Source organism: Paramagnetospirillum marisnigri, from assembly GCF_001650715.1.
GTDB classification, from domain to species: domain Bacteria; phylum Pseudomonadota; class Alphaproteobacteria; order Rhodospirillales; family Magnetospirillaceae; genus Phaeospirillum; species Phaeospirillum marisnigri.
Map to the genome: position 1 here is coordinate 38555 of NZ_LWQT01000042.1, position 22521 is coordinate 61075.

The 22521-nt window shown below is 64.5% G+C and carries 26 protein-coding genes; 3 read left to right on the top strand and 23 right to left on the bottom strand.

Annotated elements, in window-relative coordinates; all coding sequences use genetic code 11:
* Positions 1 to 148: 148 nt before the first annotated feature.
* The 22 genes from A6A04_RS05335 to A6A04_RS05440 form a co-directional block, all read right to left on the bottom strand.
* Positions 149 to 604 (bottom strand): type II toxin-antitoxin system RatA family toxin, encoded by a 456-nt coding sequence (locus A6A04_RS05335; protein ID WP_068490666.1) that lies wholly within the window; start codon positions 602 to 604, stop codon positions 149 to 151.
* Entirely contained in the window at positions 604 to 1545 is a 942-nt protein-coding gene (gene lipA, locus A6A04_RS05340; RefSeq protein ID WP_068490668.1) for a lipoyl synthase, read from the bottom strand. Before lipA ends, A6A04_RS05335 begins: the two co-directional genes overlap by 1 nt.
* Before the next feature lie 114 nt (positions 1546 to 1659).
* Positions 1660 to 3048, bottom strand: coding sequence for a dihydrolipoyl dehydrogenase (gene lpdA, locus A6A04_RS05345; protein ID WP_068490670.1), 1389 nt, complete (start codon positions 3046 to 3048; stop codon positions 1660 to 1662).
* Between the two features lie 15 nt (positions 3049 to 3063).
* Entirely contained in the window at positions 3064 to 3510 is a 447-nt protein-coding gene (locus A6A04_RS05350) for a hypothetical protein (protein ID WP_245651079.1), read from the bottom strand.
* Positions 3511 to 3556: 46 nt separating this feature from the next.
* Positions 3557 to 4132 (bottom strand): hypothetical protein, encoded by a 576-nt coding sequence (locus A6A04_RS05355; RefSeq protein WP_068490678.1) that lies wholly within the window; start codon positions 4130 to 4132, stop codon positions 3557 to 3559.
* Between the two features lie 10 nt (positions 4133 to 4142).
* Entirely contained in the window at positions 4143 to 5444 is a 1302-nt protein-coding gene (locus A6A04_RS05360; RefSeq protein WP_068490680.1) for a pyruvate dehydrogenase complex dihydrolipoamide acetyltransferase, read from the bottom strand.
* 16 nt (positions 5445 to 5460) lie between these two features.
* Positions 5461 to 6840 (bottom strand): pyruvate dehydrogenase complex E1 component subunit beta, encoded by a 1380-nt coding sequence (locus A6A04_RS05365; protein WP_068490681.1) that lies wholly within the window; start codon positions 6838 to 6840, stop codon positions 5461 to 5463.
* Positions 6841 to 6859: 19 nt separating this feature from the next.
* The gene (gene pdhA, locus A6A04_RS05370) at positions 6860 to 7858 is read right to left on the bottom strand and encodes a pyruvate dehydrogenase (acetyl-transferring) E1 component subunit alpha (protein WP_068490683.1); all 999 of its coding nucleotides are present in this window, start codon (positions 7856 to 7858) and stop codon (positions 6860 to 6862) included.
* A 273-nt stretch (positions 7859 to 8131) separates the two neighbouring features.
* Positions 8132 to 8329, bottom strand: coding sequence for a hypothetical protein (locus A6A04_RS05375; RefSeq protein WP_068490684.1), 198 nt, complete (start codon positions 8327 to 8329; stop codon positions 8132 to 8134).
* A gap of 109 nt (positions 8330 to 8438) precedes the next feature.
* Entirely contained in the window at positions 8439 to 8693 is a 255-nt protein-coding gene (locus A6A04_RS05380) for an FtsB family cell division protein (protein WP_245651080.1), read from the bottom strand.
* Between the two features lie 245 nt (positions 8694 to 8938).
* Complete coding sequence (locus A6A04_RS05385) at positions 8939 to 9445, bottom strand: TIGR00645 family protein (RefSeq protein ID WP_172822735.1); 507 nt, start codon at positions 9443 to 9445, stop codon at positions 8939 to 8941.
* A 75-nt stretch (positions 9446 to 9520) separates the two neighbouring features.
* On the bottom strand, positions 9521 to 10798 hold the full coding sequence (gene eno, locus A6A04_RS05390; protein WP_068490689.1) for a phosphopyruvate hydratase: 1278 nt from the start codon (positions 10796 to 10798) through the stop codon (positions 9521 to 9523).
* Positions 10799 to 10831: 33 nt separating this feature from the next.
* Positions 10832 to 11680 carry a 3-deoxy-8-phosphooctulonate synthase gene (gene kdsA / locus A6A04_RS05395; protein WP_068490690.1) on the bottom strand — a complete coding sequence of 283 codons (849 nt, stop codon included), beginning with the start codon at positions 11678 to 11680 and terminating at the stop codon, positions 10832 to 10834.
* Positions 11681 to 11688: 8 nt separating this feature from the next.
* The gene (locus A6A04_RS05400) at positions 11689 to 13314 is read right to left on the bottom strand and encodes a CTP synthase (RefSeq protein WP_068490693.1); all 1626 of its coding nucleotides are present in this window, start codon (positions 13312 to 13314) and stop codon (positions 11689 to 11691) included.
* A 96-nt stretch (positions 13315 to 13410) separates the two neighbouring features.
* Entirely contained in the window at positions 13411 to 13749 is a 339-nt protein-coding gene (gene secG / locus A6A04_RS05405) for a preprotein translocase subunit SecG (protein ID WP_068490695.1), read from the bottom strand.
* Positions 13750 to 14001: 252 nt separating this feature from the next.
* Positions 14002 to 14757 (bottom strand): triose-phosphate isomerase, encoded by a 756-nt coding sequence (tpiA, locus tag A6A04_RS05410; protein WP_068490696.1) that lies wholly within the window; start codon positions 14755 to 14757, stop codon positions 14002 to 14004.
* Between the two features lie 76 nt (positions 14758 to 14833).
* Complete coding sequence (locus A6A04_RS05415) at positions 14834 to 15232, bottom strand: type II toxin-antitoxin system VapC family toxin (RefSeq protein WP_068490698.1); 399 nt, start codon at positions 15230 to 15232, stop codon at positions 14834 to 14836.
* Positions 15232 to 15477: a type II toxin-antitoxin system Phd/YefM family antitoxin gene (locus A6A04_RS05420; protein ID WP_068490700.1), complete on the bottom strand. Its 246-nt coding sequence runs from the start codon at positions 15475 to 15477 to the stop codon at positions 15232 to 15234. Before A6A04_RS05420 ends, A6A04_RS05415 begins: the two co-directional genes overlap by 1 nt.
* 128 nt (positions 15478 to 15605) lie before the next feature.
* Positions 15606 to 16133, bottom strand: coding sequence for a hypothetical protein (locus tag A6A04_RS05425; RefSeq protein WP_068490702.1), 528 nt, complete (start codon positions 16131 to 16133; stop codon positions 15606 to 15608).
* A gap of 11 nt (positions 16134 to 16144) precedes the next feature.
* On the bottom strand, positions 16145 to 17284 hold the full coding sequence (locus A6A04_RS05430) for an NAD(P)/FAD-dependent oxidoreductase (protein ID WP_068490704.1): 1140 nt from the start codon (positions 17282 to 17284) through the stop codon (positions 16145 to 16147).
* An 89-nt stretch (positions 17285 to 17373) separates the two neighbouring features.
* The gene (locus A6A04_RS05435) at positions 17374 to 17604 is read right to left on the bottom strand and encodes a sulfurtransferase TusA family protein (RefSeq protein ID WP_068490706.1); all 231 of its coding nucleotides are present in this window, start codon (positions 17602 to 17604) and stop codon (positions 17374 to 17376) included.
* A gap of 29 nt (positions 17605 to 17633) precedes the next feature.
* Complete coding sequence (locus tag A6A04_RS05440) at positions 17634 to 18035, bottom strand: hypothetical protein (protein WP_068490741.1); 402 nt, start codon at positions 18033 to 18035, stop codon at positions 17634 to 17636.
* A gap of 244 nt (positions 18036 to 18279) precedes the next feature.
* Here A6A04_RS05440 and A6A04_RS05445 point away from each other — a divergent pair, with 244 nt between their 5' ends.
* The 3 genes from A6A04_RS05445 to A6A04_RS05455 all read left to right on the top strand — a co-directional run bounded on the left by A6A04_RS05445 (position 18280) and on the right by A6A04_RS05455 (position 22316).
* Entirely contained in the window at positions 18280 to 20151 is a 1872-nt protein-coding gene (locus A6A04_RS05445) for a SurA N-terminal domain-containing protein (RefSeq protein ID WP_068490708.1), read from the top strand.
* Between the two features lie 2 nt (positions 20152 to 20153).
* Positions 20154 to 21674, top strand: a complete 1521-nt coding sequence (gene trpE, locus A6A04_RS05450) for an anthranilate synthase component I (RefSeq protein WP_068490710.1) — start codon at positions 20154 to 20156, stop codon at positions 21672 to 21674.
* Between the two features lie 78 nt (positions 21675 to 21752).
* Complete coding sequence (locus A6A04_RS05455) at positions 21753 to 22316, top strand: hypothetical protein (protein WP_068490712.1); 564 nt, start codon at positions 21753 to 21755, stop codon at positions 22314 to 22316.
* Here the strand turns inward: A6A04_RS05455 and A6A04_RS05460 are convergent.
* The gene (locus A6A04_RS05460; RefSeq protein WP_068490714.1) at positions 22313 to 22516 is read right to left on the bottom strand and encodes a heavy-metal-associated domain-containing protein; all 204 of its coding nucleotides are present in this window, start codon (positions 22514 to 22516) and stop codon (positions 22313 to 22315) included. The genes A6A04_RS05455 and A6A04_RS05460 overlap by 4 nt on opposite strands.
* Positions 22517 to 22521 lie beyond the last annotated feature (5 nt).

The window sequence follows — 22521 nt, forward strand, 5'->3', positions numbered from 1 at the left end:
GTCGGTTCCGTCACCGTATTCCAAGATCGGTCCCTCCTCCGAACGAACGCCGATGAGGACTGACGACGGGCCCTGGGGTGTTATTTGGGGCACTACCTATGGGCAAAAGCCCCCGGCGCCGTGCATGCGACGGGGGCTTTTCTTTTATTTATACCGAATGCGACCGCCCATCGGGTCCGTAGAGCTGCCGCGCCCGCTTCTCGAAGGCCGAGACCATCAGCTTGACCGCCTCGTTGAACAGGGCGCCGATCACGGTTTGCAGCAGCTTCGACTTGAACTCGAAATCCACATAGAAGTCGATCTCGGTGCCGCCATCGGGCTGCCGCCGGAAAATCCAGTGGTTGTTGAGATGATGGAACGGCCCGTCGGTATAGGTCACATCCACCCGCTCGGGGCCGGACAGGGTGACCTTGGAGGTGAAGCGTTCCCGGATCATCTTGAAGCCGATCACCAGATCGGCGAAGAACACTTGGCCATCACGGCGACGAATGCGTGACGCCACGCACCAGGGCAGGAAGTCGGGATACTTCTCCACATCGGCCACCAGGGCGAACAATTGCTCCGGCGTATAGGGAAGGATTCGCTGTTCCGCATGGGTCGGCATCAGTCCCCCATTCTCCTCAACCGCTCCGCCCGCAATTCCGCGAAATCCCTGTCGGCGTGGTGCGAGGACCGGGTCAGCGGCGTCGCCGCCACCATCAGAAAGCCCTTGGACCGCGCCACGGCGCGGTAATCATCGAACTCCTCGGGCGTCACGAAGCGGACCACCGCCGCATGCTTCAGCGTCGGCTGGAGGTATTGGCCGATGGTCATGAAATCCACCCCGGCCGAGCGCATGTCGTCCATCACCTGCAGCACTTCCGCCCGCTCCTCGCCCAGGCCGACCATGATGCCGGACTTGGTGAAGATGGTTGGGTCAGCATCCTTGACCCTTTGCAACAGGCGCAGGGATTCGAAGTAGCGCGCACCAGGGCGGATGCCGGGATACAGGCGCGGCACCGTCTCCAGATTGTGGTTGAACACATCCGGCTTGGCCCGCGCGATCACTTCCGGCCCATCGCCCTTGTCGCGGAAGTCAGGCGTCAGCACCTCGATGGAACAGTCGGGAGCGGCCGCCCGCACCTTCTCGATGCAGGCGACGAACTGGAAGGCGCCGCCATCGGCGAGATCGTCGCGATCCACCGAGGTGATGACCACATGCTTCAGGCCCATGGCCTTGACCGACTCGGCCAGGTTCTCGGGCTCGGCCAGATCGATGGCGCCCTTGGGATTGCCGGTCTTGACGTTGCAAAACGCGCAGGCCCGGGTGCAGGTATCGCCCAGGATCATGAAGGTGGCGTGCTTGTGCTTCCAGCATTCGCCGATATTTGGACAGGCGGCTTCCTCGCACACCGTGTGCAGGTTCTTTTCCCGCATCAGGCGGCGCACTTCCGCCGCCTCTTCCGAGGTGGGGGCCTTGACCCTGATCCAGGCGGGCTTGCGCGGGCTGATCTGGTCCGGCTTCTTGGCCTTTTCGGGATGGCGGAGAGGGGCTTTGTCGCTCATGGCTCGATATTGTCCTCTGCAGGAAAGAGGTCAAGGAAAAGCTCACCCCCCCGAATCGAAAAGGCCAGGAATCGAAAACGCGGGCGAGACGCCCGCGCTCCGATCGAGGCTTGCTTAGAAGTGGACGGCGCGCCCATAGGCGTCAAGCACCGACTCATGCATCATTTCCGACAGGGTCGGATGCGGGAAGATGGTGTGCATCAGGTCGGCCTCGGTGGTTTCCAGGGTCTTGGCCACCACATAGCCCTGGATCAATTCGGTGACCTCGGCGCCGATCATATGGGCGCCCAGCAGCTCGCCGGTCTTGGCGTCGAACACCGTCTTGATCATGCCCTCGGTCTCGCCCAGCGCGATGGCCTTGCCATTGGCCATGAAGGGGAAGCGGCCGACCTTGACCGTATAACCCTTGGCCTTGGCCTTGGCCTCCGACATCCCGACCGAGGCCACCTGGGGATGGCAGTAGGTGCAGCCGGGAATCTTCATCATCTCGATGGGATGGACGTCGGGCAGGCCCTTGATCTTCTCGACGCAGATGATGGCCTCGTGGCTGGCCTTATGCGCCAGCCAGGGGGCGCCTGCGATGTCGCCGATGGCGTAGATGCCCGGCTCGTCGGTGCGGCAATAGGGATCGGTGATGACGTGGGTCTTCTCCACCCGGATCTTGGTGCCTTCCAGGCCGATATTCTCCACATTGCCGACGATGCCGATGGCGGTGATCACCCGGTCCACCGTGACCTCATGGGTCTTGCCGCCCGCCTCGACGGTGACGGTGACGTCGGCGGCGTTCTTCTTGATCCCCTTGAGATTGGCGCCGGTCAGGATGGTCATGCCCTGCTTCTCGAACGACTTCTGCGCCATGGCGGAAATCTCGGCATCCTCCACCGGCAGGACGCGGTCCATGGCTTCCGCCACCGTGACCTTTGACCCCAGCGCGTTGAAGAAGCTGGCGAATTCGATGCCGATGGCGCCCGAGCCGATCACCAGCAACCGCTTGGGGAAGGTGTCGGGGACCAGGGCTTCCTTGTAGGTCCAGATGAACTTGCCGTCGGGCTCGAAACCGGGCAGCACCCGGGCACGAGCGCCAGTGGCCAGGATAATGTGTGGAGCAGAGATGGTCTCCTTGCCCTCGATGGCGACCTTGCCACCACCCGCGAGCTTGGCGGTGCCCTCGATGACGGTGACCTTGTTCTTCTTCAGCAGATGCTTGACGCCGCCCTGCAACTGGGCCGAGACGCCGCGCGAACGCGCCACGATCTTGGCCAGGTCGAACGAGGCGCCGGGCGCCGCCAGGCCATAGGATTCGGCATGCTGCATGTTGCGATAGATCTCGGCCGAGCGCAGCAGCGCCTTGGTCGGAATGCAGCCCCAGTTGAGGCAGATACCGCCCAGATGCTCGCGTTCCACCAGGGCGGCCTTCATGCCCAGTTGGGCGGCGCGGATGGCGGCCACATAGCCGCCGGGGCCGCCGCCGATGACGATGATGTCGAAGCTGGTCTCAGCCATGATTGTCTCCGAGGATTATTCCGGCGAACCGGGGAAGATGAGGTTGAGGCGGCCCTCGATCTCGAGGTCGTAGGCCTCGGCCAGACGCCAGACATGCAGCCCGAGCAATTCGCGGAAGGCGCCCAGCAACTGGAAGAACACGAAGGTGGGAATCTGGTAGCGTCGGCCGGTACGGCGGTCCCAGGCATCGGCCTCGGCCACATATTTGCGGCAGGCCGAGCGCATGGCGGCCAGCAGGTCCAGGGCTGGCGCGCCGGGCGGCAGCAGTTCGGCGGTGTCGCCGATCAGCCGCTTGGCGTCGACCACGGCGCGGTAGCACCGCTCCTGCTCTTCCGGCAGGACGCCGCGATTGCAGAAGGCGGGGTTGTTCTCGATCATGGCCACCAGCCCGGCCAGTGCGGAGCGATCGGCGGCGCTGCCCACCGGAAACGGCGTCGGCATCATCCCCGGCGGCCGGGGCATTTCACGTATCCTCAAGCCCATCTCACTCCCTCCCCGGAGTCTTGTTTCAAGCAGCGCTCAGCGGCCGCCAAGCCCGGTCCAGATCGAAATCCATGTCGTGCTCGGCCACGTAATGGTCGACGAAACAGTCGAAATCGCCGTATTCGCCGGTCATGAAGGCCTCGAAAGTGGCGGCCTTGGCGCGGTAGAGGTCCATCAGGTCGAAGCTCCAGCCCGCGCCCGAGCGCAGCGCCGTCACCACCGAGCCCTGGTCCTCGCCGTCGAAGCGACAGGTAAAGCGCAGCGCCTCGCCCTCGCCGTCCAGCTCCCCAGCCAATTCCCAAGAATCCATCATCAGATCGAGATAGGGAAAGGCCGAGAACGCCATGACGAACACCGCCGCACCACTGGCACCGCTCAGGTCGGCCGGTTCCGGCGTGCCGCGATAGCGAATCACGAAGAACCGGGCCATGGGGTCCAGCGCCTCCAGTTCCTCACGGCCGCCGCTGCGGTAGAGGGCGAGCAACCGCTCGCCCCACTTGGCCGCTTCGCCGCCGATCCGCCCGGCCACCGCATGGAAGCGGCCGTCGCGGAAATCGGACTTCAGGCTATCAAAGGCCGCCAACGCCTGGGTCTTGCTCATGGCCCGCCCCTCACAGCAGCATGGACAGCGGGTCCTCGATCAGCTTCTTGAAGGCGGCCAGGAATTCCGCCCCCACGGCGCCGTCCACCACCCGGTGATCCACCGAGAGGGTGCAGGTCATCACCGTGGCGATGGCCAGGGCGCCATTCTTGACCACCGGGCGCTGCTCGCCCGCGCCAACCGCCAGGATGCAGCCCTGCGGCGGGTTGATGATGGCGGCGAAGTCCTTGACGCCGAACATGCCGAGATTGGAGATGGTGAAGCCGCCGCCCTGGAATTCCTCGGGCTTCAGCTTGCCGTCGCGCGCCTTGGCGGCCAGGGCCTTCATCTCGTTGGAGATGGCGGCAAGGCCCTTGTGGTCGGCGTGATGGACGATGGGGGTGATCAGGCCGGTGGGCGTCGCCACCGCTACCGAGATGTCCACGTCGGTATAGCGCTTGATGGCGTCCTCGCCCCACGAGGCATTGGCCGCCGGAACCTTCTTCAGGGCCAGCGCCACGGCGCGGACCACGAAGTCGTTGACCGAAAGCTTATAGGCATCGGAACGGCCGTTGAGATCGGCACGAACCTTCAGCAGGGCGTCCAGCTCGCAGTCGATGGACAGGTAGAAATGCGGAATGGTCGATTTGGCCTCGGTCAGGCGCCGGGCGATGACCTTGCGCATGGAGGAATTGGGAATCTCCTCGAAGGCGGGTTCGAACGGGCTGGCCACGGCGGGTGCCGGAGCGGGCTTGGGCGCCGGAGCAGCCGGAGCGGCGGCGGGCGCCGATTTGGCAACCGGACCGGCAGCGATGGCGGCCTCCACATCGACCTTGACCACCCGGCCGCGCGGGCCGGTGCCGGACACCAGCTTCAGGTCGAGATTGGCGTCCTTGGCGATGCGACGGGCCAGGGGCGAGGCGAAGACGCGGTCACCACTGACAGCCTTCACCCCCGGCCCCTCTCCCGCAGGCGGGAGAGGGGAGGAAGCGGCGGCGCCCCCTCCCTCGCCCGCTTGCGGGAGAGGGAGGGATGGGGTGGGTGAGGGCTTGGCCGGAGCGGACGCGGCAGTGATCGCCGAGGCGTCCTCCCCGTCCAGCAGCAACACGGCGATGGGCTGGTTGACCTTGACCCCCGAAGTGCCGCCGGGCACCAGGATCTTGCCGAGCACGCCCTCGTCGGCGGCCTCGAATTCCATGGTCGCCTTGTCGGTCTCGATCTCGCAGATGACATCGCCGGATTTGACGGCATCACCCTCGTTCTTCAGCCATTTGGCCAGATTGCCCTCGGTCATGGTCGGCGACAGGGCGGGCATCAGGATTTGCACGGGCATTTCGACTCCCCCCTTCTCAGCGACGATAGCAGACGGAGCGGGCGGCCTCGGCCACCTGATCCACCTGCGGCAGGGCCAGCTTTTCCAGATTGGCGGCATAGGGCATGGGCACATCGGCCCCCGCCACCCGCACCACCGGCGCGTCCAGCCAATCGAAGGCGTTGTCCATCATCTGGGCGGCGATTTCCGAACCGATACCCGCCACCGGCCAGCCTTCCTCCAGGCTGACGATGCGGTTGGTCTTCTTCACCGAGGCGACGATGGTGTCCACGTCCAGGGGACGGATGGTGCGCAGATTGATGACCTCGGCCTCGATGCCCTCGGCCTTCAGGATTTCGGCGGCGTCCAGCGCCACCTGCACCATGCGCGAGAAGGCGGTGATGGTGACATGGGCGCCCGTCCGCTCGATCTTGGCCTTGCCGATGGGCAGGACGAAATCGGGATCGTCGGGCACGTCGAAGCTCTGGCCGTAGAGCAGTTCATTTTCCAGGAACACCACCGGATTGGGATCACGGATGGCGGCCTTCAGCAGGCCCTTGGCGTCGGCGGCGCTCCAGGGAGCGATCACCTTCAGCCCGGGGCAATGGGCGTACCACGAGGCATAGCACTGGCTATGCTGGGCGCCGACGCGGCTTGCCGCGCCGTTGGGGCCGCGGAACACGATGGAACAGGGCTGCTGCCCGCCCGACATGTACAGCGTCTTGGCCGCCGAGTTGATGACGTGGTCGATGGCCTGCATGGAGAAGTTCATGGTCATGAACTCGACGATGGGCTTGAGACCCGCGTAACCGGCACCGCAGGCCAGACCGGCGAAGCCCATCTCGGTGATGGGGGTGTCGATCACCCGTTCGGCGCCGAATTCATCCAGCAGGCCCTGGCTGACCTTATAGGCGCCCTGGTACTGAGCCACTTCCTCGCCCAGCAGGAAGACGCCGGCATCGGCCCGCATTTCCTCGGCCATGGCGTCGCGCAGCGCCTCGCGCACCGTCTGGCGCTTATACGAGGCGTAGACCTTCTCGTCTTCGACGGCCCTCACCCCCAGCCCCTCTCCCGCAGGCGGGCGAGGGGTGGAAGGCGCGCCCCCTCCCTCGCCCGCTTGCGGGAGAGGGAAGGTTGGGGTGGGTGCGGACTGTGTCAGCGTATCGGCGCTTTCACCCTCTTCCAGCAGCACGGCGATGATGGTGTTGACGGCCACGCCCTCGGTGCCGCCGGGCACCAGGATCTTGCCCAGGGTGCCGTCCTCGACGGCCTCCATCTCCATGGTCGCCTTGTCGGTCTCGATCTCGGCCAGGACATCGCCCGCCTTGACGGCGTCGCCCTCGGCCTTCAGCCACTTGGCCAGCTTGCCCTCGGTCATGGTGGGGCTCAGCGCGGGCATCAGGATATTAATCGGCATTGGTGTTTCCCCCTCGCGCTCAGGCTTCGATCAGCACATCGGTCCACAGCTCGGACGCATCCGGCTCGGGACTGGTCTGCGAGAACTCGGCGGCCTCGGTGACCACGGCCTTGACCTCGCGGTCGATCTCCTTGAGACCGGCATCGTCGATCAGACCGTCGGCCAGCAGCTTGTCCTTCAACTGGTCGATGGGATCGTGCTGCTCGCGCATCTTGGTCACCTCTTCCTTGCTCCGGTATTTGGCCGGATCGGACATGGAGTGGCCGCGATAGCGATAGGTGTTCATTTCCAGGATATAGGGCCCCTCGCCCGAGCGGGCGTGTTCCAGGGCACGGGTGGCAGCCTCGCGCACCGCGATGATGCTCATGCCGTTGACCGCCTCGCCGGGAATGCCATAGGCGGCGCCGCGCATGAACAGTTCCTGGCCCGCCGCGTGGCGCACCGTCGAGGTGCCCATGGCGTATTTGTTGTTCTCGATCACGAAGACGACGGGAAGCTTCCACAGCGACGCCATGTTGAAGCTTTCATAGACCTGGCCCTGATTGACAGCGCCGTCGCCGCAATAGACATGGGCGACGCCGTTGTCCTTGGAATATTTGTGGGCGAAGCCGAGACCGGTGCCCAGCGGCACCTGGGCGCCGACGATGCCGTGGCCGCCATAGAACCGCTTCTCGCGCGAGAACATGTGCATGGAGCCGCCCTTGCCCCGGGAATAGCCTCCGGCGCGGCCGGTCAGCTCCGCCATCACCCCCTTGGGGTCCATGCCGCAGACCAGCATATGGCCGTGGTCGCGATAGCTGGTGATGCAGGAATCAGCGGGTCCGGCCGCCGCCTGCATGCCCACCACCACGGCCTCCTGGCCGATATAGAGGTGACAGAAGCCATTGATCAGCCCCATGCCGTAGAGCTGGCCCGCCTTCTCCTCGAAGCGGCGGATCAACAGCATCTCGCGGTAATAGCGGATCAGCTCGTCGGGGGTAGGTACAGCCACCCCCTTCTCCTTCTTCCTGGCAGCCATGGTCCCTCCCAAAGGCCCGATTGATCGAACTGGCGAGATAGGTAAACCTAACTTCCCTATTTTGCAAGCATGATGTATCGCTGAAATCCTTTGTTTATAAGGTGTTCAGCGCAATTAACCTAAACTTGGTTAATTGCGAAGGAATTGCTGCGGCGCAACATTATGATCGACTAATTCCTCTCGCGGCGCAGCATGCAACAACCTCCCGGCCCACCTTGACGGGCGAGCTGGATGACATGTGGGGGTAGGGTGGCAAAAATGGAAGGGCGGGACTCACCCCGGGACGGACGGCACCAGCGGCAGGAAGGCCCGATGAATGCGCTCGCAGGCCAAGGCAAGCTCGCAGGCCTCCCGGTGGGGGCAGTGGATGCTGTCCTCGATATGCTCCCCCACGGCCACCATCTCCCCCTGATTGATCAGGGAGAGGACATGCTGGACACGCCGGGGAAGGCAATTGGGTTCGCGGGCCACGGATACACCTGGGCTGCTTCAGCCATAGACATCCAGGCTAGTCACCACCCTTGTTTCGGGCAAGAGGGAAAACACCCTCCCCCCCGCGATGATGAGCATCAAATGACGGTCACAGGGGACGCTTGCGGTCGAAGACCACCACCTCGCCATCACGCCCCATATTGAGCATGATGCGGGCGCGCTCTTCCAGCATGTCGGGGTCGAGATGGTCGGGCCGCAACAGCAGCACCCGGTGCTCCATCTCCTGGCGCTCGGACGCCACCTTGGCCAGACGCATCTCGGCATCGAGGATTTCGCCGTTCAGCCGCATATAGGCCAGCACGCCGCGATCCCCCTCCACGGTGTGGTACGCGAAATAGGTCACGGCGCAAAGCCCGATCAGCGGACCAGCAAGATGACCAAAGCGGCGGCGAAGTTCCTGTAACATGCGGGGCATGGAATCACAGGCTGATTCCCGGCGTCAATATGCACAAGCCGCAAGGATTCACTTTTCTGTTTCACGAGTCACGACTGTGGCAGAAATGACTCACAATTCCATGACTTCCGTGAAGCACTTCACAATTCCATTGTGAACGTAGTGTGAACACCAATGTTGAGGAAAAACCGCCCTCAATGATGACTCCCGGGTGGTTCATGCAGCTTGTCCATCCAGGCCAGCAGCACGCCGGAAATGACGAACACCATGTGGATGCCGACCATCCAGCCCAGATTTTCCTTGTTCAGCTTGTCCACATCCATGAAGGCCTTCAGCAGATGGATGCCCGAGATGGCGACGATGGAGGCGATCAGCTTCAGCTTGAGGCCGCTGAAATCCACCTTGCCCATCCAGTCGGGGCGGTCCTCGGAATCGCCGGTATCGATCTTGGAGACGAAATTCTCGTAACCGGAAAAGATCACGATCACCAGCAGGTTGCCCGCCAGCGACAGGTCGATCAGCGACAGCACCATCAGGATCATGTGGTTCTCGCTCATCTCCAGCACATGCGGCGCCAGATGGATGAATTCCTGCATGAACTTGATCAGCAGCAGCCCCAGGGCGCCGACCAGCCCCAGATAGAAGGGCGCCAACAGCCAGCGGCTGCGGAAGATCAGACTTTCCAGAATGCGCTCTAACATTTGTTCAATCCGTATCCAGGCATGAGAACGGCCGGAGAGTCGCCTCTCCGGCCGTTTCCGTCAAGCCAAGAGGCGTTAACGCTTCATGATGGTCTTGCCGGCATAGCGGGCACCGGCGCCCAGCTGCTCCTCGATGCGGATCAGCTGGTTGTACTTGGCGATGCGATCCGAGCGCGACAGCGAGCCGGTCTTGATCTGGCCGCAATTGGTGGCCACCGCCAGATCGGCGATGGTGGAATCCTCGGTCTCGCCCGAACGGTGGCTCATGACGGCGGTGTAGCCCGCCTTGTGGGCCATGTCGACCGCTTCCAGGGTCTCGGACAGGGTGCCGATCTGGTTGACCTTGACCAGGATGGAATTGGCCAGGCCCTTGTCGATGCCCATGGACAGGCGGTTGGGATTGGTGACGAACAGGTCGTCGCCCACCAGCTGCACCTTGGCGCCCAGCGCCTCGGTCAGCAACTCCCAGCCCTCCAGGTCGTCCTCGGCGCAGCCGTCCTCGATGGAGATGATGGGATAGGAATTGACCAGCTTGGCATAGAACTTGACCAGGCCCTTCTGGTCATAGGTCTTCTTGGCGCCGGTCATGACATACTTGCCTTCCTTGAAGAACTCGGAAGACGCGCAGTCCAGCGCCAGCATCACGTCCTCGCCGGGCTTGTAGCCAGCGGTCTCGATGGACTTCATGATGAAGTCCAGCGCCATCTCGGCGCTCTTCAGATTCGGCGCGAAGCCGCCTTCGTCACCCACATTGGTGTTGTGACCGGCGTCCTTCAGGGTCTTCTTCAGGGCGTGGAACACCTCGGCGCCGATCCGGACGGCTTCGGCGCAGGTGGCGGCCCCCACCGGCATGATCATGAATTCCTGGATGTCGATGGGATTGTCGGCATGGGCGCCGCCATTGATGATGTTCATCATGGGCACCGGCAGGGTGGAGGCGAAGGCGCCGCCCACATAGCGGTACAGCGGCAGACCGGCCTCGTCGGCGGCGGCCTTGGCGGCGGCCAGCGACACGCCCAGGATGGCGTTGGCGCCCAGGCGGCTCTTATTGGGGGTGCCGTCCAGGTCGATCATGGTCTTGTCGAGGACCACCTGGTCCTCCACATCCATGCCCGACAGGGCGTCATAGATCTCGCCATTGACCGATTCCACGGCCTTCTGGACACCCTTGCCCAGATAGCGCGACTTGTCGCCGTCGCGCAGTTCACAGGCTTCGTGGACGCCGGTGGAGGCACCCGACGGCACGGCGGCGCGACCATAGGTGCCGGTCTCCAGCACCACGTCGACCTCGACGGTGGGATTGCCGCGCGAATCGAGAATTTCGCGGGCGTGGATATCGATAATGGCGGTCATCGGAACTCTCCCCTGGGCGGAAAAGACAAAGGATCAGTCAATGGAGATGGGATAGCACTTGGCGATGGCATCCAGCTTCATCAGCACCTCGATCAGGGCGGGCATGTCGGCCAGCCGGATCATGTTGGGGCCGTCGGAAGGCGCCTTGTCGGGATCGGGATGGGTTTCCACGAACACGCCCGCCACGCCGATGGAAACGGCGGCGCGGGCCAGGACCGGCGCCATGCGGCGATCACCGCCCGAGGAATTGCCCTGGCCGCCCGGCGACTGCACCGCATGGGTGGCATCCATGATCACCGGCCAACCGGTCTGCGCCATGATGGGCAGGGCGCGCATGTCGGTGACCAGGGTATTGTAGCCGAAGGAAGCGCCGCGCTCGGTCAGCAGGATGCGCGAATTGCCGGTGCTCTCGATCTTGGCCGCCACATTGGCCATGTCCCAGGGAGCCAGGAACTGGCCCTTCTTGACATTGATGACCACGCCGGTGCGCCCGGCGGCCACCAAAAGGTCGGTCTGGCGGCAGAGGAAGGCGGGAATTTGCAGGATGTCCACCGCCTTGGCGGCGATGGTGCACTGTTCCTCGGTATGGACGTCGGACAGCACCGGAACCCCAAGGGTCTCGCGGATTTCGGCGAAGATGGGCAGCGCCTTTTCCAGGCCGATGCCGCGCTTGCCCGCCAGGCTGGTGCGGTTGGCCTTGTCGAAGGACGACTTGTAGATCAGCTTGATCCCGGCCTCGTCCGCCATCTGCTTAAGGGCGGAAGCGCATTCCAGGGCATGGGCCCGGCTTTCCATCTGGCAGGGCCCGGCGATCAGCACCAGGGGCAGGTCATTGCCGAGGATGACATCGTCATTGACGGCCACATGGTGAAGCTTGGTCATGGGAGACCTCACACCAGACGGGATTGACGCACGGCCGCCGCGATGAAGCTGGTGAACAGCGGATGCGGGTCGAACGGCTTGGATTTCAGTTCGGGATGGAACTGAACGCCGACGAACCAGGGATGGTCGGGGAATTCGACGATCTCGGGCAGCACCCCATCGGGCGACAGGCCGGAGAAGGACAGGCCGGTCTTTTCCAGCATGGGCTTGTAGTCGAGATTGACCTCGAAGCGATGGCGATGGCGCTCGGAAATGCGATCGACGCCGTAAATCTCGCGCACGCGGGAATTCGGCTTCAGGTCGCAATCATAGGCGCCGAGGCGCATGGAGCCGCCCAGATCGCCATTGGCGGCCCGCTTCTCCAGCATGTTGCCCTTCATCCACTCGGTCATCAGGCCGACCACCGGGGTCTCGCACGGCCCGAATTCGGTGGAATTGGCGCCCTTGAGACCGGCCAGATTGCGCGCCGCCTCGATCACCGCCATCTGCATGCCGAAACAGATGCCGAAATAGGGCACGCCGCGTTCGCGGGCGAATTTCACCGCCTCGATCTTGCCACCGGCGCCGCGCTCGCCGAAGCCGCCGGGCACCAGGATGCCGTGGCAGGGCTCCAGATGCTGCACCACGTCTTCCCGCTCGAAAATCTGGCTGTCGATCCAGTTGAGGCGCACCCGCACATTATTGGCGATGCCGCCGTGATGCAGGGCCTCGGCCAGCGACTTGTAGCTGTCCAGCAGGCTGGTGTACTTGCCCACCACCGCGATGGTGACCTCGCCCTCGGGCTGGCGGAAGCGTTCGACGATGGTGGTCCAGCGCTTCAGGCTGGGAGCCGGAGCGTCCAGGCCGAAATGACGGCAGACCACGGCATCCATGCCCTGTTCGTGATAGCTGACCGGCACCTGATAGATGGTGTCCACGTCCAGCGCCGCGATCACCGCGTCGGGGGCCACGTTGCAGAACAGGGCGATCTTGCGGCGCTCGCCTTCGGGGATCTCGCGGTCGCAGCGGCACATCAGCATGTCGGGCTGGATGCCGACGCTGAGCAGTTCCTTGACCGAATGCTGGGTCGGCTTGGTCTTCAACTCGCCCGCCGACGGGATATAGGGCACCAGGGTCAGGTGCACGAACATGGTCTGGGCGCGGCCCAGCTCGTTGCCCAACTGGCGGATGGCCTCCAGGAAGGGCAGGCTTTCGATATCGCCGACGGTGCCGCCGATCTCGCACAGACAGAAATCCTCGTCGGTGAGATCGCTGCGCACGAATTCCTTGATGGCGTCGGTGACATGCGGAATCACCTGGACGGTGGCGCCGAGATAGTCGCCGCGCCGTTCCTTGGCGATGACGTTGGAATAGATGCGCCCGGTGGTGATGTTGTCGCTCTGGCGCGAGGCGACGCCGGTGAAGCGCTCGTAATGGCCCAGGTCAAGGTCGGTCTCGGCGCCGTCGTCGGTGACATAGACCTCGCCATGCTGATACGGGCTCATGGTGCCCGGATCGACATTGAGATAGGGATCGAGCTTACGCAGCCGCACCTTGAAGCCACGCGCCTGCAGCAGCGCGCCCAGGGCGGCCGAAGCCAGCCCCTTGCCCAGGGAGGAAACCACGCCGCCGGTGATGAAGATGAAACGCGTCATCGAATCTTCGCCCCTGAGTCCTGGTTCCCGCAATACCCGAGCCGATCCAGCCATGGATGACCGGCCCACCCCTTTACATTCATGCCCGACAAGGGGCTAACGCGACAGCGGCGCGCTGGGACCGGTCGGTTCGGCCGGAGCGGCGGGCGCCGCCACCGGAGCGGCCTCGTTGATCCGGTCGAAGGGCGAACCGCCGCCGGTACGCGAATTGGCCAGCAGCGCCAGACCCAGGCTGGTGACGAAGAAGGTCCCGGCCAGGATGGCGGTGGTGCGCGTCAGCAGGTTGCCCGCAGCGCGGCCGCTCATCAGGCCGCCGGCAGCTCCGCCGCCGCCGATGCCGAGCGCTCCGCCCTCGCTCCGTTGCAGCAGGATCACACCCACCAGCGCAATGGCGACGATGAGGTGAATGGCGAGAATGATCGGAAACACGTCCATGACACAACCACCGAAAATTGGCCGTCCGACAGCGGGCCCCTATCGGAACCGCCGCCGGACGAAGAAACAATGTTGGCGCCGTTTTTAGACCCGGCGACCGAGGAAGGCTAGTCCAAAGTTACCGTTGGGAGGGTTATTTATGAGCCCTCAATCGCCGGGCGCCGCCTCCGGCGGCTGGGCTTTCGCGCCATGTGGCGCGTCGGCCCTTGGCCGCAACTCCTCGCGATGCATGAATGCATCGGCTCGTCGGATTCAGCAACTTTCGGCGATGGCCCAGAAATCGGCGACCTTCAGGCTGGCGCCGCCGATCAGGCCGCCGTCCACGTCGGGCAGCGCCAGCAGTTCCTTGGCATTGTCCGGCTTCATGGAGCCGCCATAGAGGATGCGCATGGCCCCGGCGGCCTCGGCGCCCAACGCCTTGACCAATTCGGCGCGGATGGCGGCATGGACCTCCTGGGCCTGGGCGGGCGTCGCCACCCGGCCGGTGCCGATGGCCCAGACCGGCTCATAGGCGATGACGGTATTGGCAGCGGTGGCGCCCGCGGGCAGCGAGCCCACCAGTTGCGACCGATTGACCTCGATGGTCTGGCCCGCGTCGCGCTGGGCCAGGGTCTCGCCGATGCAGACGATGGCCACCAGCCCGGCGGCGATGGCGGCCTCGGCCTTGGCCTTGACCACCGCGTCGCTCTCGGCGTGGTCGGTGCGGCGCTCGGAATGGCCGACGATCACGTAAGTACAGCCCAGATCGGCCAGGGCGGCGGCCGAGCTGTCGCCGGTATGGGCGCCCGAGACCTTGGCATGGCAATCCTGGCCACCGACATGGAGGCCCGACCCCTTCACCGCCTCGGCCACCAGCCCCACCAGGGTGGTGGGCGGGCAGACCAGCAGATCGCAGTTGGGCTTGGCCCCTGCCAGCTTCTCGGCCACCCCCTTGGCCAGGGCCAGGCCATCGGCCTTCTGCCCGTTCATCTTCCAGTTACCGGCGATCAGCGTGCGACGTTGGGACATGGTCCTCTCCTCCCGAAATTCCTGCGCCCATATACCATTGGAACGGGATCGGCGGAACCGACTTCCCGATGGCGCGCTAAATGACCGGCGTTCCTTCCGCCCGCGCGGCCCGAGCCAGTTCGGCATCCAAGGTGGCCAGGGGATACCCCAAACGCTGGGCCAATTCCAGATAGACGGCGTCATAAACGGTCAGGCGATGGGCGCGGGCCAGGCGAAGAATCTCGGCCTCGTCCGGATGGTGGTCGGTAACCACGCCGAGGCGGGCCATATCCCTGAGAAAGGCGGCGGTGTCGGCCTGGGACAATCGCCCTCGCCTCTCATTGACCACCAGGATGTTGCGCAGTTCGTACCACAACAGAGCCGGAGCCACCGTATCCTCGGCCTGAATCAGGTTCAGCGCCCGATCCGCCGCCGGGCTGTCCTCGTCGCCAAAGGCCCAGCAAGCCGCGATCGAGGCGTCGATCACCAGCGCCATCAGCCCTTGCGCCCCTCGTCGCGGGCCGACAGCAGTTCGGCGGCGGAGACCGCAGGCGCCTGGCGGCGGCGGGCCTTGATGGCCGCCGCCGCCCGACGGACCTCTTCTCGCCCCTGGGCCGGTTCGGGAATGAGACGGGCGATGGGGCGGCCATGGCGGGTGATGATCAGGCTTTCGCCGTTCTCGACCTCGTCCAGCAGCCTGGGCAAATGGGTCTTGGCCTCGGAGGCCTGGATCTCACGCATGAGGCGACTTTCGACCAGTTGAATCGACCAGTCAATCTTGAGCGCACATTCTCGCCGGGGTCAATGAAAATGGGGCGGAACCGTTTCCGGTTCCGCCCCAGTCAGGAGGATCGAGCCTTGAGGAGAGATCAGACCTGGGGGCTCTTGGCCAGGTAGACCGCCCGCTTCTTCAAGGAGCAGGCAAAGGACATCATGAAGCGCATGGCTTCCTGGGTTTCGGTCTGGCTGACCATGCGCAGGGTGCCCAGCAGGCCGCCGCCAGCGCCGGGGATGTTGCAGGAATCGATGGCATCCTCCATGGCGCCCTTGGCCTCGTGAGCCAGGGTGGCCAGGTCCTCGGTCCCCAGATTGTTGGCCATGTGCTCGATGAAGGCGAAGGCCCGGTCCACCATGGAATCGGTGGCGGCCGAGCGCATGGCGTGGATCAGGAACATGGCGTCGATCAGGGTCTGCAGCGCGCCGGTTCGGTGCATGGTGCCCACCGCGTCCAGCAGGGTCATGATGCCGTCCTTGACATCGGGCTCGTTGAGCTTGTCCACCACTTCCAGCGCATTGCCGGCGGTGCCGGTGATGCGTTCGACCATGCTGTCGGACAGGGCATCGCGGAGACCCTGGGCCAGCCTGGCCATCTCGTCCGTCTTGGGGGTATCGGTCATGGCGCCCTCCCTCACAGCAGGCCGCGAGCCGACAACCAGTACAGCCGGTTATAGGCAAGCTTGAACCAGTGGATCATCTGGGACGGCGGGCCGGGATTGGGCGGCGTGGTGTAGTTGAACCACACATAGGTCCCCGAGCCCAGGCCGGTCTCGACGAAACAGAACACCTTGCCGTCGTATTCGCGGGCGAAGCTGCCTTCCTGGATCAGCGACACCAGATTGTCGATGGTGACATCGGCCTCGAAATGGGCGGTGGAGCCCGCCTTGGAAATGGGAATGTTGGTGGTGTCGCCGACCACGAACACATTGGTCGAGCCTTCCCGGTGCAGGGTCTTGGTGTTGGTGGGAACCCAACCGCCCTTGCCCAGGCCGGAATCGTCGATGACCTGCGCGCCCTGGTGGGGCGGAATGGTGATCAGCAGGTCATAGGGCAGTTCGGAGCCTTCCATGGACTTGATGACCTTGGCCTCGGGATCGACGCTTTCGGTGTTGAAGAAGGTCTCGTATTTGATGCCCAGGCGCTCGAATTCAGGCTTGGCCCAATGGGCCACCGGCTCCAGCGCGTGCAGGCGGCCGATGGGATAGGTGTAGGTCAGCTCGGTCTTGTCCCACAGCCCCTTGCCCTTCAGGAATTCCTGCAGCATGAAGGCGGCTTCCAGCGGAGCCACCGGGCATTTGTGCGGCGCGTTGACATTGATGACGATCTTGCCGCCCTGGAACTCGTTCAGGGCGGTGCGCAGCTTGCGGGCGCCGTCCAGGTCGTAGAACCAGTGGCCGCCTTCCTTCATGCCGGGAATGGTCTGCGGCATGATGCGCGAGCCCGAGGCCAGCACCAGATAGTCGTATTTGAAGGTGCGCCCCGCCTCGGTGGTGACCTGGTTCTTCTCGACATCGATATGCTTGGCCGGGTCGACGAAGAAGTTGACGCGCTTGTCCAGGACCTTGCGCTGGTCGCGGAACAGCTCCGCCTCGCGCATGCGGCCGAACGGCACGTAAAGCAGGCCGGGCTGGTACATATGGGTTTCGCTGGTGCCCAGCATGGTGATGTTGAGGGCGCCGGTGCGCAGTTCCCCACCCATCTGGCGACACAGGCCATTGGCGACGATGGTGCCCGACAGGCCGCCACCGACGATCAGAATCGTCTTGGACATGAACTCCCTCCCTCGGAAGTGATGCGTTGTCTATGTTCGGCTTGCGCGTCGGCCGTCTTCGCGGCCTTGGCGATCGGGCAAGCCGCCTGCTACTTGGCCTTGCGGACCACCACGCTCCAATAGCCGTCGCGCTCGCCGGTCTCGACCACTTGATGGCCGACCTTGGCGCACCAGGCGGGAATATCGGTGGCCGATCCCTTGTCCGAGGACAGGATATCCACCTCATCACCGACCGAAGCCAGCTTCAGCGCGGCGATCAGCTCCATCAGCGGACCCGGGCAGAAGGCGCCCCGGGCGTCAATCGTCTGGCGTTCAGCCATTTTTGGTCTTCCTCTTTCTATGGATCGTCTCAGATGGTGATGAGTTCGCCGCTTTCGGCGTCGGCCAGGAACTTGGCCAGGCCCATGGGGCCATCGAACAAATCCTCGGTCAGATGGGTGTCGCACTCCCAATGCTGTAGATCCAGCACCAGCGAACAGGCCCACATCTTCATTTCGCCCAGCATCTTGCCCTGGCCGAACAGGTCGATGGCATCGGGAACGTTCTTGGTCATGAACAAATCATGGAAATGACCGCCATGATAGCGCTCGGCCGGAGACTTGCCCCGCTCGAACGGCAACAGCGCGTTCATGGTGACGAAGACTTCCACCGGGCGGTCGGAGACGGCGGCCACCGAAGCGATCATGGCGGCCAGCTGAATTTTCTCGTGCTCCGCGGAGCACAGCATGATGTAGAGCGGCTTAGGTGACATGGACTCCCCCGATATTGCGCGGTCGCGGCTCTTGGCGGGCCGCTTACCTTCGATTTTCATTATATACGCATTTTGTGAGGTTCGCCCGCAAGAGGATTTCGTGCGCGGATGACACCCCATTGACACTTCCGTGTTGCGGCCCCCCTGCCCCCTCCTTATTATGCGGCCCGTCTTGAACCGTGGCGTTCCGCCAATATTTCCGCCGCTGTTCCTTCCATTCCTTTCCGGGACTTCGTCAAATCCGATGCTGGACGTATTTCGCAAAGCCTCCAAGACCTGGGTGGTCAAGCTGCTGTTCGCCCTGCTCACCCTCAGCTTCGTGGTGTGGGGCGTCGGCGATGTCGTCCGCGGCGGCGGTGGCCGCGGCCCCGCCATCGAGGTGGGAAAGACCAGCATTCCGGCGGCCGAGGTCATGGCCGAATTCAAGCGCGAGGTCGAGCGCCTGCAGCCGCTGTTCGGCGGCAAGCTGACCTCCGAGGAAGCCCGCAAGATGGGCATTCTCGACCGCACCATCGATTCCCTGATCGCGCGGACCCTGGTGGATGAAGCCGCCCGTTCGGCGGGGCTGACCGCCAACGACGATGTCACCTTGCGCCGCATCGCCGCCAATCCGGCGTTCCGCAACCAGTTGGGCCAGTTCGACCGCGAAATCTTCCGCCAACGTCTGGGCCGGGTCGGCTTCAACGAGGACAGCTTCATGAAGTCCGAGCGGCTGGGCATGATTCGCGGCCAGATGGCCGAGACCCTGACCGCAGGAATCGCTGCCCCCACGATCATGGTCGAGCCGCTGCTGCGCTGGCGCGAGGAACGCAGGGTGGCCGAAACCCTGCTGGTGCGTGATGATTCCGTGCCGCTGCCGCCGACCCCCGAGGCGGCGGAGCTGGAGGCCTATTACACCGGCAATACCAGCCGCTTCATGGCGCCGGAATACCGGGCGCTGACCGTGCTGCTGCTGCGGCCGACCGATGTGGCGGGGAATGTCGAGATCGACGAAATGATGGTGCGCGAGGCCTATCAGGCCCGCCTGGAGGAATTCAACACCCCCGAACGCCGTCACGTCACCCAGATCGTGCTCGACAGTCAGGCCGCCGTGGCCAAGGCCAGCGATCTGGTCGGCCAGGGCAAGGGTCTGGACGTCATCGCCAAAACCCTGGACTCCCCGATCATCGACCTGGGCTCGGTGGAACGCCGCGACCTGCCCGATGGACTGGCCGAGGTGGCCTTCCGCCTGGGCGCCGGGGCCACCGGCCAGCCGATCAAGACCGAGCTGGGCTGGCATGTGGTCAAGGTCGAGCAGATCCAGCCGGGCCGTCAGCGGCCCTGGACCGAGGTCAAGGGTCAGATCGAACAGGATCTCCGCCGCGAGAAGGCGCTGGACGGTCTGGCCGAGCTGGCCAACAAGGTCGAGGACGCCCTGGGCGGCGGCGCCACCCTGGAAGAGGCCGCCAAGCGCCACGACCTGAAGATCGTCAAGCTGGCCCAGGTAGATGCCCAGGGGCGTGGCCCCAACGGCAAGCCGGTGGCCGATCTGCCCAAGTCCGACCAGTTCCTGGACGTGGCCTTCCACACCGATCCCAACACCGAAAGCCCACTGACCGAAGTGCCCAATAACGGCTATTTCCTGCTGCGGGTCGACGGCGTCACCCAGCCGGCGCCCAAGCCGCTGGCCGAGGTCAAGGCCGAGGTCCAGGCCGCCCTGCAGGCCGAGCGCCGCCACGACCAGGCCCGCGCCAAGGCCGAGAAACTGGCCGAGCGCCTGAAGGCGGGCGAAAGCATGGCCGCCGTCGCCCAGTCGGCGGGCCTGAAGGTGGAAACCACCAAGCCGTTCTCGCGCGAGAGCACCGAGGGCAATGCCATTCCGCCGCAACTGGCGGCCGAGCTGTTCCGTCAGCAGCCGGGCGGCATCGCTCTCGGCGCCCTGCAGACCGGCACCCTGGTGGCGCGACTGGCCTCGGTGGTCGCTTTCGATCCCAACGCCAATCCGGCGGTGACCGAGGCGGCCCGGCGTCGGGTGTCCCAGGCGGTGGCCAACGACATCACCGACCAGTATCTCTCCGCCCTGAACACCACCTTCGGCGTGAAGGTGGACCGTCCCCAGCTCACCCGCGAAGAATAGCCATGACCCTGCCTCCCGACTTTGCCACCTTTGCCGCGGCCTATGACTCCGGCAAGCCCCAGGTGGTCTGGCGGGTGCTGGTGGCCGATCTGGAGACGCCGGTTTCGGCCTTTCTGAAGCTGGCCAATGGCCAGCCCAACGCCTTCCTGCTGGAATCCGTGGAAGGCGGCGCCGTGCGTGGCCGTTATTCCATCCTTGGCATGAAGCCGGACCTGATCTGGAAATGCGAGGGCAACCGCGCCTGGATCAATCGCAATGCCCGCTCAAAATCGGGCGAATTCACACCGTGTCCGGTGGCCGAGACCTCCGGTGCGCTGGATTCGCTGCGCGCCCTGGTGGCGGAATGCCGCATCGACACCCCAGACCATCTGCCGCCCATGGCCACCGGCCTCATCGGCTACATGACCTATGACATGGTCCGGCTGGTGGAGACGCTGCCCGACGACAACCCCGATCCCATCAAGGTGCCCGATGGCATCTTCATGCGCCCCACCCTGGTGGCGGTATTCGACAACGTCAACGGCACCCTGACCGCCGTGTCGGCGGTGTGGCCCCGGGCGGGCATGGATGCCCAGGCCGCCTGGGACCTGGCCCAGGAACGCCTGGAACATGTGGTCGAGACCCTGGAATCGCCCCTGCCCCACACCTATGTGGGCGGCACGCGCGATGACCACCAACCGGTGCCGGTCCCCAGCGTCTCGCCCGAGCATTACTGCCAGATGGTGGAGAAGGCGCAGGAATACATCGCGGCGGGCGACATTTTCCAGGTGGTGCTGTCCCAGCGGCTGGCGGTGCCGTTCAAGCTGCCGCCATTCTCGCTGTATCGCTCGCTGCGCCGCCTCAATCCCAGCCCGTTCCTGGTGTTCCTGGATTTCGGCGAGTTCCAGCTGGTGGCGTCGAGCCCGGAAATCCTGGTTCGTCTCCGTGACGGCCGCGTCACCATCCGCCCCATCGCCGGAACCCGCAGGCGCGGCAAGACCCCGGCCGAGGACGAGGAACTGGCCGCCGATCTGCTGGCCGACCCAAAGGAACTGGCCGAGCATCTGATGCTGCTGGACCTGGGCCGCAACGATGTCGGCCGCGTCGCCGCCATCGGTTCGGTGGAGGTCACCAAGAAGATGGTGGTGGAGTACTACTCCCACGTCATGCACATCGTCTCCAACGTCGAAGGCCAGCTGCGCCCCGATTGCGATGCCATGGACGCGCTGATGGCGGGTTTCCCGGCGGGAACCACGTCCGGCGCCCCCAAGATTCGCGCCATGGAGATCATCGACGAGTTGGAGTCCGAACGCCGCTCCTTCTATGCCGGAGCCATGGGCTATTTCGATGGCAAGGGCAACATGGACACCTGCATCGCGCTCAGGACCACCCTGATCAAGGACGGCACCATGTATGTGCAGGCCGGGGCCGGGATCGTCGCCGATTCGGTGCCGCTGTCCGAGCACGAGGAATGCCTGAACAAGGCGAGAGCCCTGGTGCGGGCCGCCGAGGACGCCATCGACTACACCCTGATGAAGCAGTAACCTGCGCAATTTCCTTGCGAACGGTCCTTATTCGCTCCATATTGCGATTCATTCGCATTTGCATATTGGAGCCCCGCCATGGGATTCATCGATCGCCAGCCTTGCTTCGCCACCCACCCCCTTGCCGCTACCGACTATGTCTGGCTCGCTGCCCTGGGAGCGGCCGAGCGCGCCCCCATCACCGCCGAGGACGTGGCGGCGGCGGTGGACGCCCTGGCAGGGCCGCTATGGACGCCCGTCTATGAGCTTGTATCGGACTCGATGTCGCACATGATTGATCAGGGATGCCTGACCCCGGCCGCGGATTTGGGCCGTTACGCCTTGACCGGGGCCGGTCGCCGTCGCCTGGTCGACCTGCTGTCGCGGCCGGTGCAGGCGCCGCTCTCCGCCTTCGGCCAAGTGGGAGTACGCCTGAAGCTGGCCTTCGCCGACATCCTGCCGCCGATCTTGCGCCGCCATCAGATCAACGCGGTGATCCGCGCCTATGAATGCGAGATGGCGGCGCGCTCGGCCCGCTGCAAGGCCTGGCCGCTGAACGGGCCGCTCGGCCGTACCTGGCTCGACCACCATCTGGATGAGTTGGAAGACGGCCTGGCCCTGCTGCGTCAATTGGCTCGGATGGAAACACCCAGCCTGACCTAGGCTGCCTTGCCCTCGAAGCCGAACCCGGCCTCGTCAACCGCCTGCTTGACCTGGGCCTCGGTGGCGCCGTCGACGGTCACCGCCGCCTGGGCCACGTCGATGGAAATCTTGGCATCGGCGGCCAGCGCCTTGATGGCGGATTCCACCGACTTGGCGCAGCCGCCGCAGCTCATGCCGGTAACGCGATAAGTGGTGCTCATGCCTG

Excerpts from the sequence above, each read along its gene's own strand:
- A6A04_RS05335 (WP_068490666.1), bottom strand. The coding sequence starts at position 604 with ATGCCGACCCATGCGGAACAGCGAATCCTTCCCTATACGCCGGAGCAA.
- lipA (WP_068490668.1), bottom strand. The coding sequence starts at position 1,545 with ATGAGCGACAAAGCCCCTCTCCGCCATCCCGAAAAGGCCAAGAAGCCG.
- lpdA (WP_068490670.1), bottom strand. The coding sequence starts at position 3,048 with ATGGCTGAGACCAGCTTCGACATCATCGTCATCGGCGGCGGCCCCGGC.
- A6A04_RS05350 (WP_245651079.1), bottom strand. The coding sequence starts at position 3,510 with ATGCCCCGGCCGCCGGGGATGATGCCGACGCCGTTTCCGGTGGGCAGC.
- A6A04_RS05355 (WP_068490678.1), bottom strand. The coding sequence starts at position 4,132 with ATGAGCAAGACCCAGGCGTTGGCGGCCTTTGATAGCCTGAAGTCCGAT.
- A6A04_RS05360 (WP_068490680.1), bottom strand. The coding sequence starts at position 5,444 with ATGCCCGTGCAAATCCTGATGCCCGCCCTGTCGCCGACCATGACCGAG.
- A6A04_RS05365 (WP_068490681.1), bottom strand. The coding sequence starts at position 6,840 with ATGCCGATTAATATCCTGATGCCCGCGCTGAGCCCCACCATGACCGAG.
- pdhA (WP_068490683.1), bottom strand. The coding sequence starts at position 7,858 with ATGGCTGCCAGGAAGAAGGAGAAGGGGGTGGCTGTACCTACCCCCGAC.
- A6A04_RS05385 (WP_172822735.1), bottom strand. The coding sequence starts at position 9,445 with ATGTTAGAGCGCATTCTGGAAAGTCTGATCTTCCGCAGCCGCTGGCTG.
- eno (WP_068490689.1), bottom strand. The coding sequence starts at position 10,798 with ATGACCGCCATTATCGATATCCACGCCCGCGAAATTCTCGATTCGCGC.
- kdsA (WP_068490690.1), bottom strand. The coding sequence starts at position 11,680 with ATGACCAAGCTTCACCATGTGGCCGTCAATGACGATGTCATCCTCGGC.
- A6A04_RS05400 (WP_068490693.1), bottom strand. The coding sequence starts at position 13,314 with ATGACGCGTTTCATCTTCATCACCGGCGGCGTGGTTTCCTCCCTGGGC.
- secG (WP_068490695.1), bottom strand. The coding sequence starts at position 13,749 with ATGGACGTGTTTCCGATCATTCTCGCCATTCACCTCATCGTCGCCATT.
- tpiA (WP_068490696.1), bottom strand. The coding sequence starts at position 14,757 with ATGTCCCAACGTCGCACGCTGATCGCCGGTAACTGGAAGATGAACGGG.
- A6A04_RS05415 (WP_068490698.1), bottom strand. The coding sequence starts at position 15,232 with ATGGCGCTGGTGATCGACGCCTCGATCGCGGCTTGCTGGGCCTTTGGC.
- A6A04_RS05420 (WP_068490700.1), bottom strand. The coding sequence starts at position 15,477 with ATGCGTGAGATCCAGGCCTCCGAGGCCAAGACCCATTTGCCCAGGCTG.
- A6A04_RS05425 (WP_068490702.1), bottom strand. The coding sequence starts at position 16,133 with ATGACCGATACCCCCAAGACGGACGAGATGGCCAGGCTGGCCCAGGGT.
- A6A04_RS05430 (WP_068490704.1), bottom strand. The coding sequence starts at position 17,284 with ATGTCCAAGACGATTCTGATCGTCGGTGGCGGCCTGTCGGGCACCATC.
- A6A04_RS05435 (WP_068490706.1), bottom strand. The coding sequence starts at position 17,604 with ATGGCTGAACGCCAGACGATTGACGCCCGGGGCGCCTTCTGCCCGGGT.
- A6A04_RS05440 (WP_068490741.1), bottom strand. The coding sequence starts at position 18,035 with ATGTCACCTAAGCCGCTCTACATCATGCTGTGCTCCGCGGAGCACGAG.
- A6A04_RS05445 (WP_068490708.1), top strand. The coding sequence starts at position 18,280 with ATGCTGGACGTATTTCGCAAAGCCTCCAAGACCTGGGTGGTCAAGCTG.
- trpE (WP_068490710.1), top strand. The coding sequence starts at position 20,154 with ATGACCCTGCCTCCCGACTTTGCCACCTTTGCCGCGGCCTATGACTCC.
- A6A04_RS05455 (WP_068490712.1), top strand. The coding sequence starts at position 21,753 with ATGGGATTCATCGATCGCCAGCCTTGCTTCGCCACCCACCCCCTTGCC.
- A6A04_RS05460 (WP_068490714.1), bottom strand. The coding sequence starts at position 22,516 with ATGAGCACCACTTATCGCGTTACCGGCATGAGCTGCGGCGGCTGCGCC.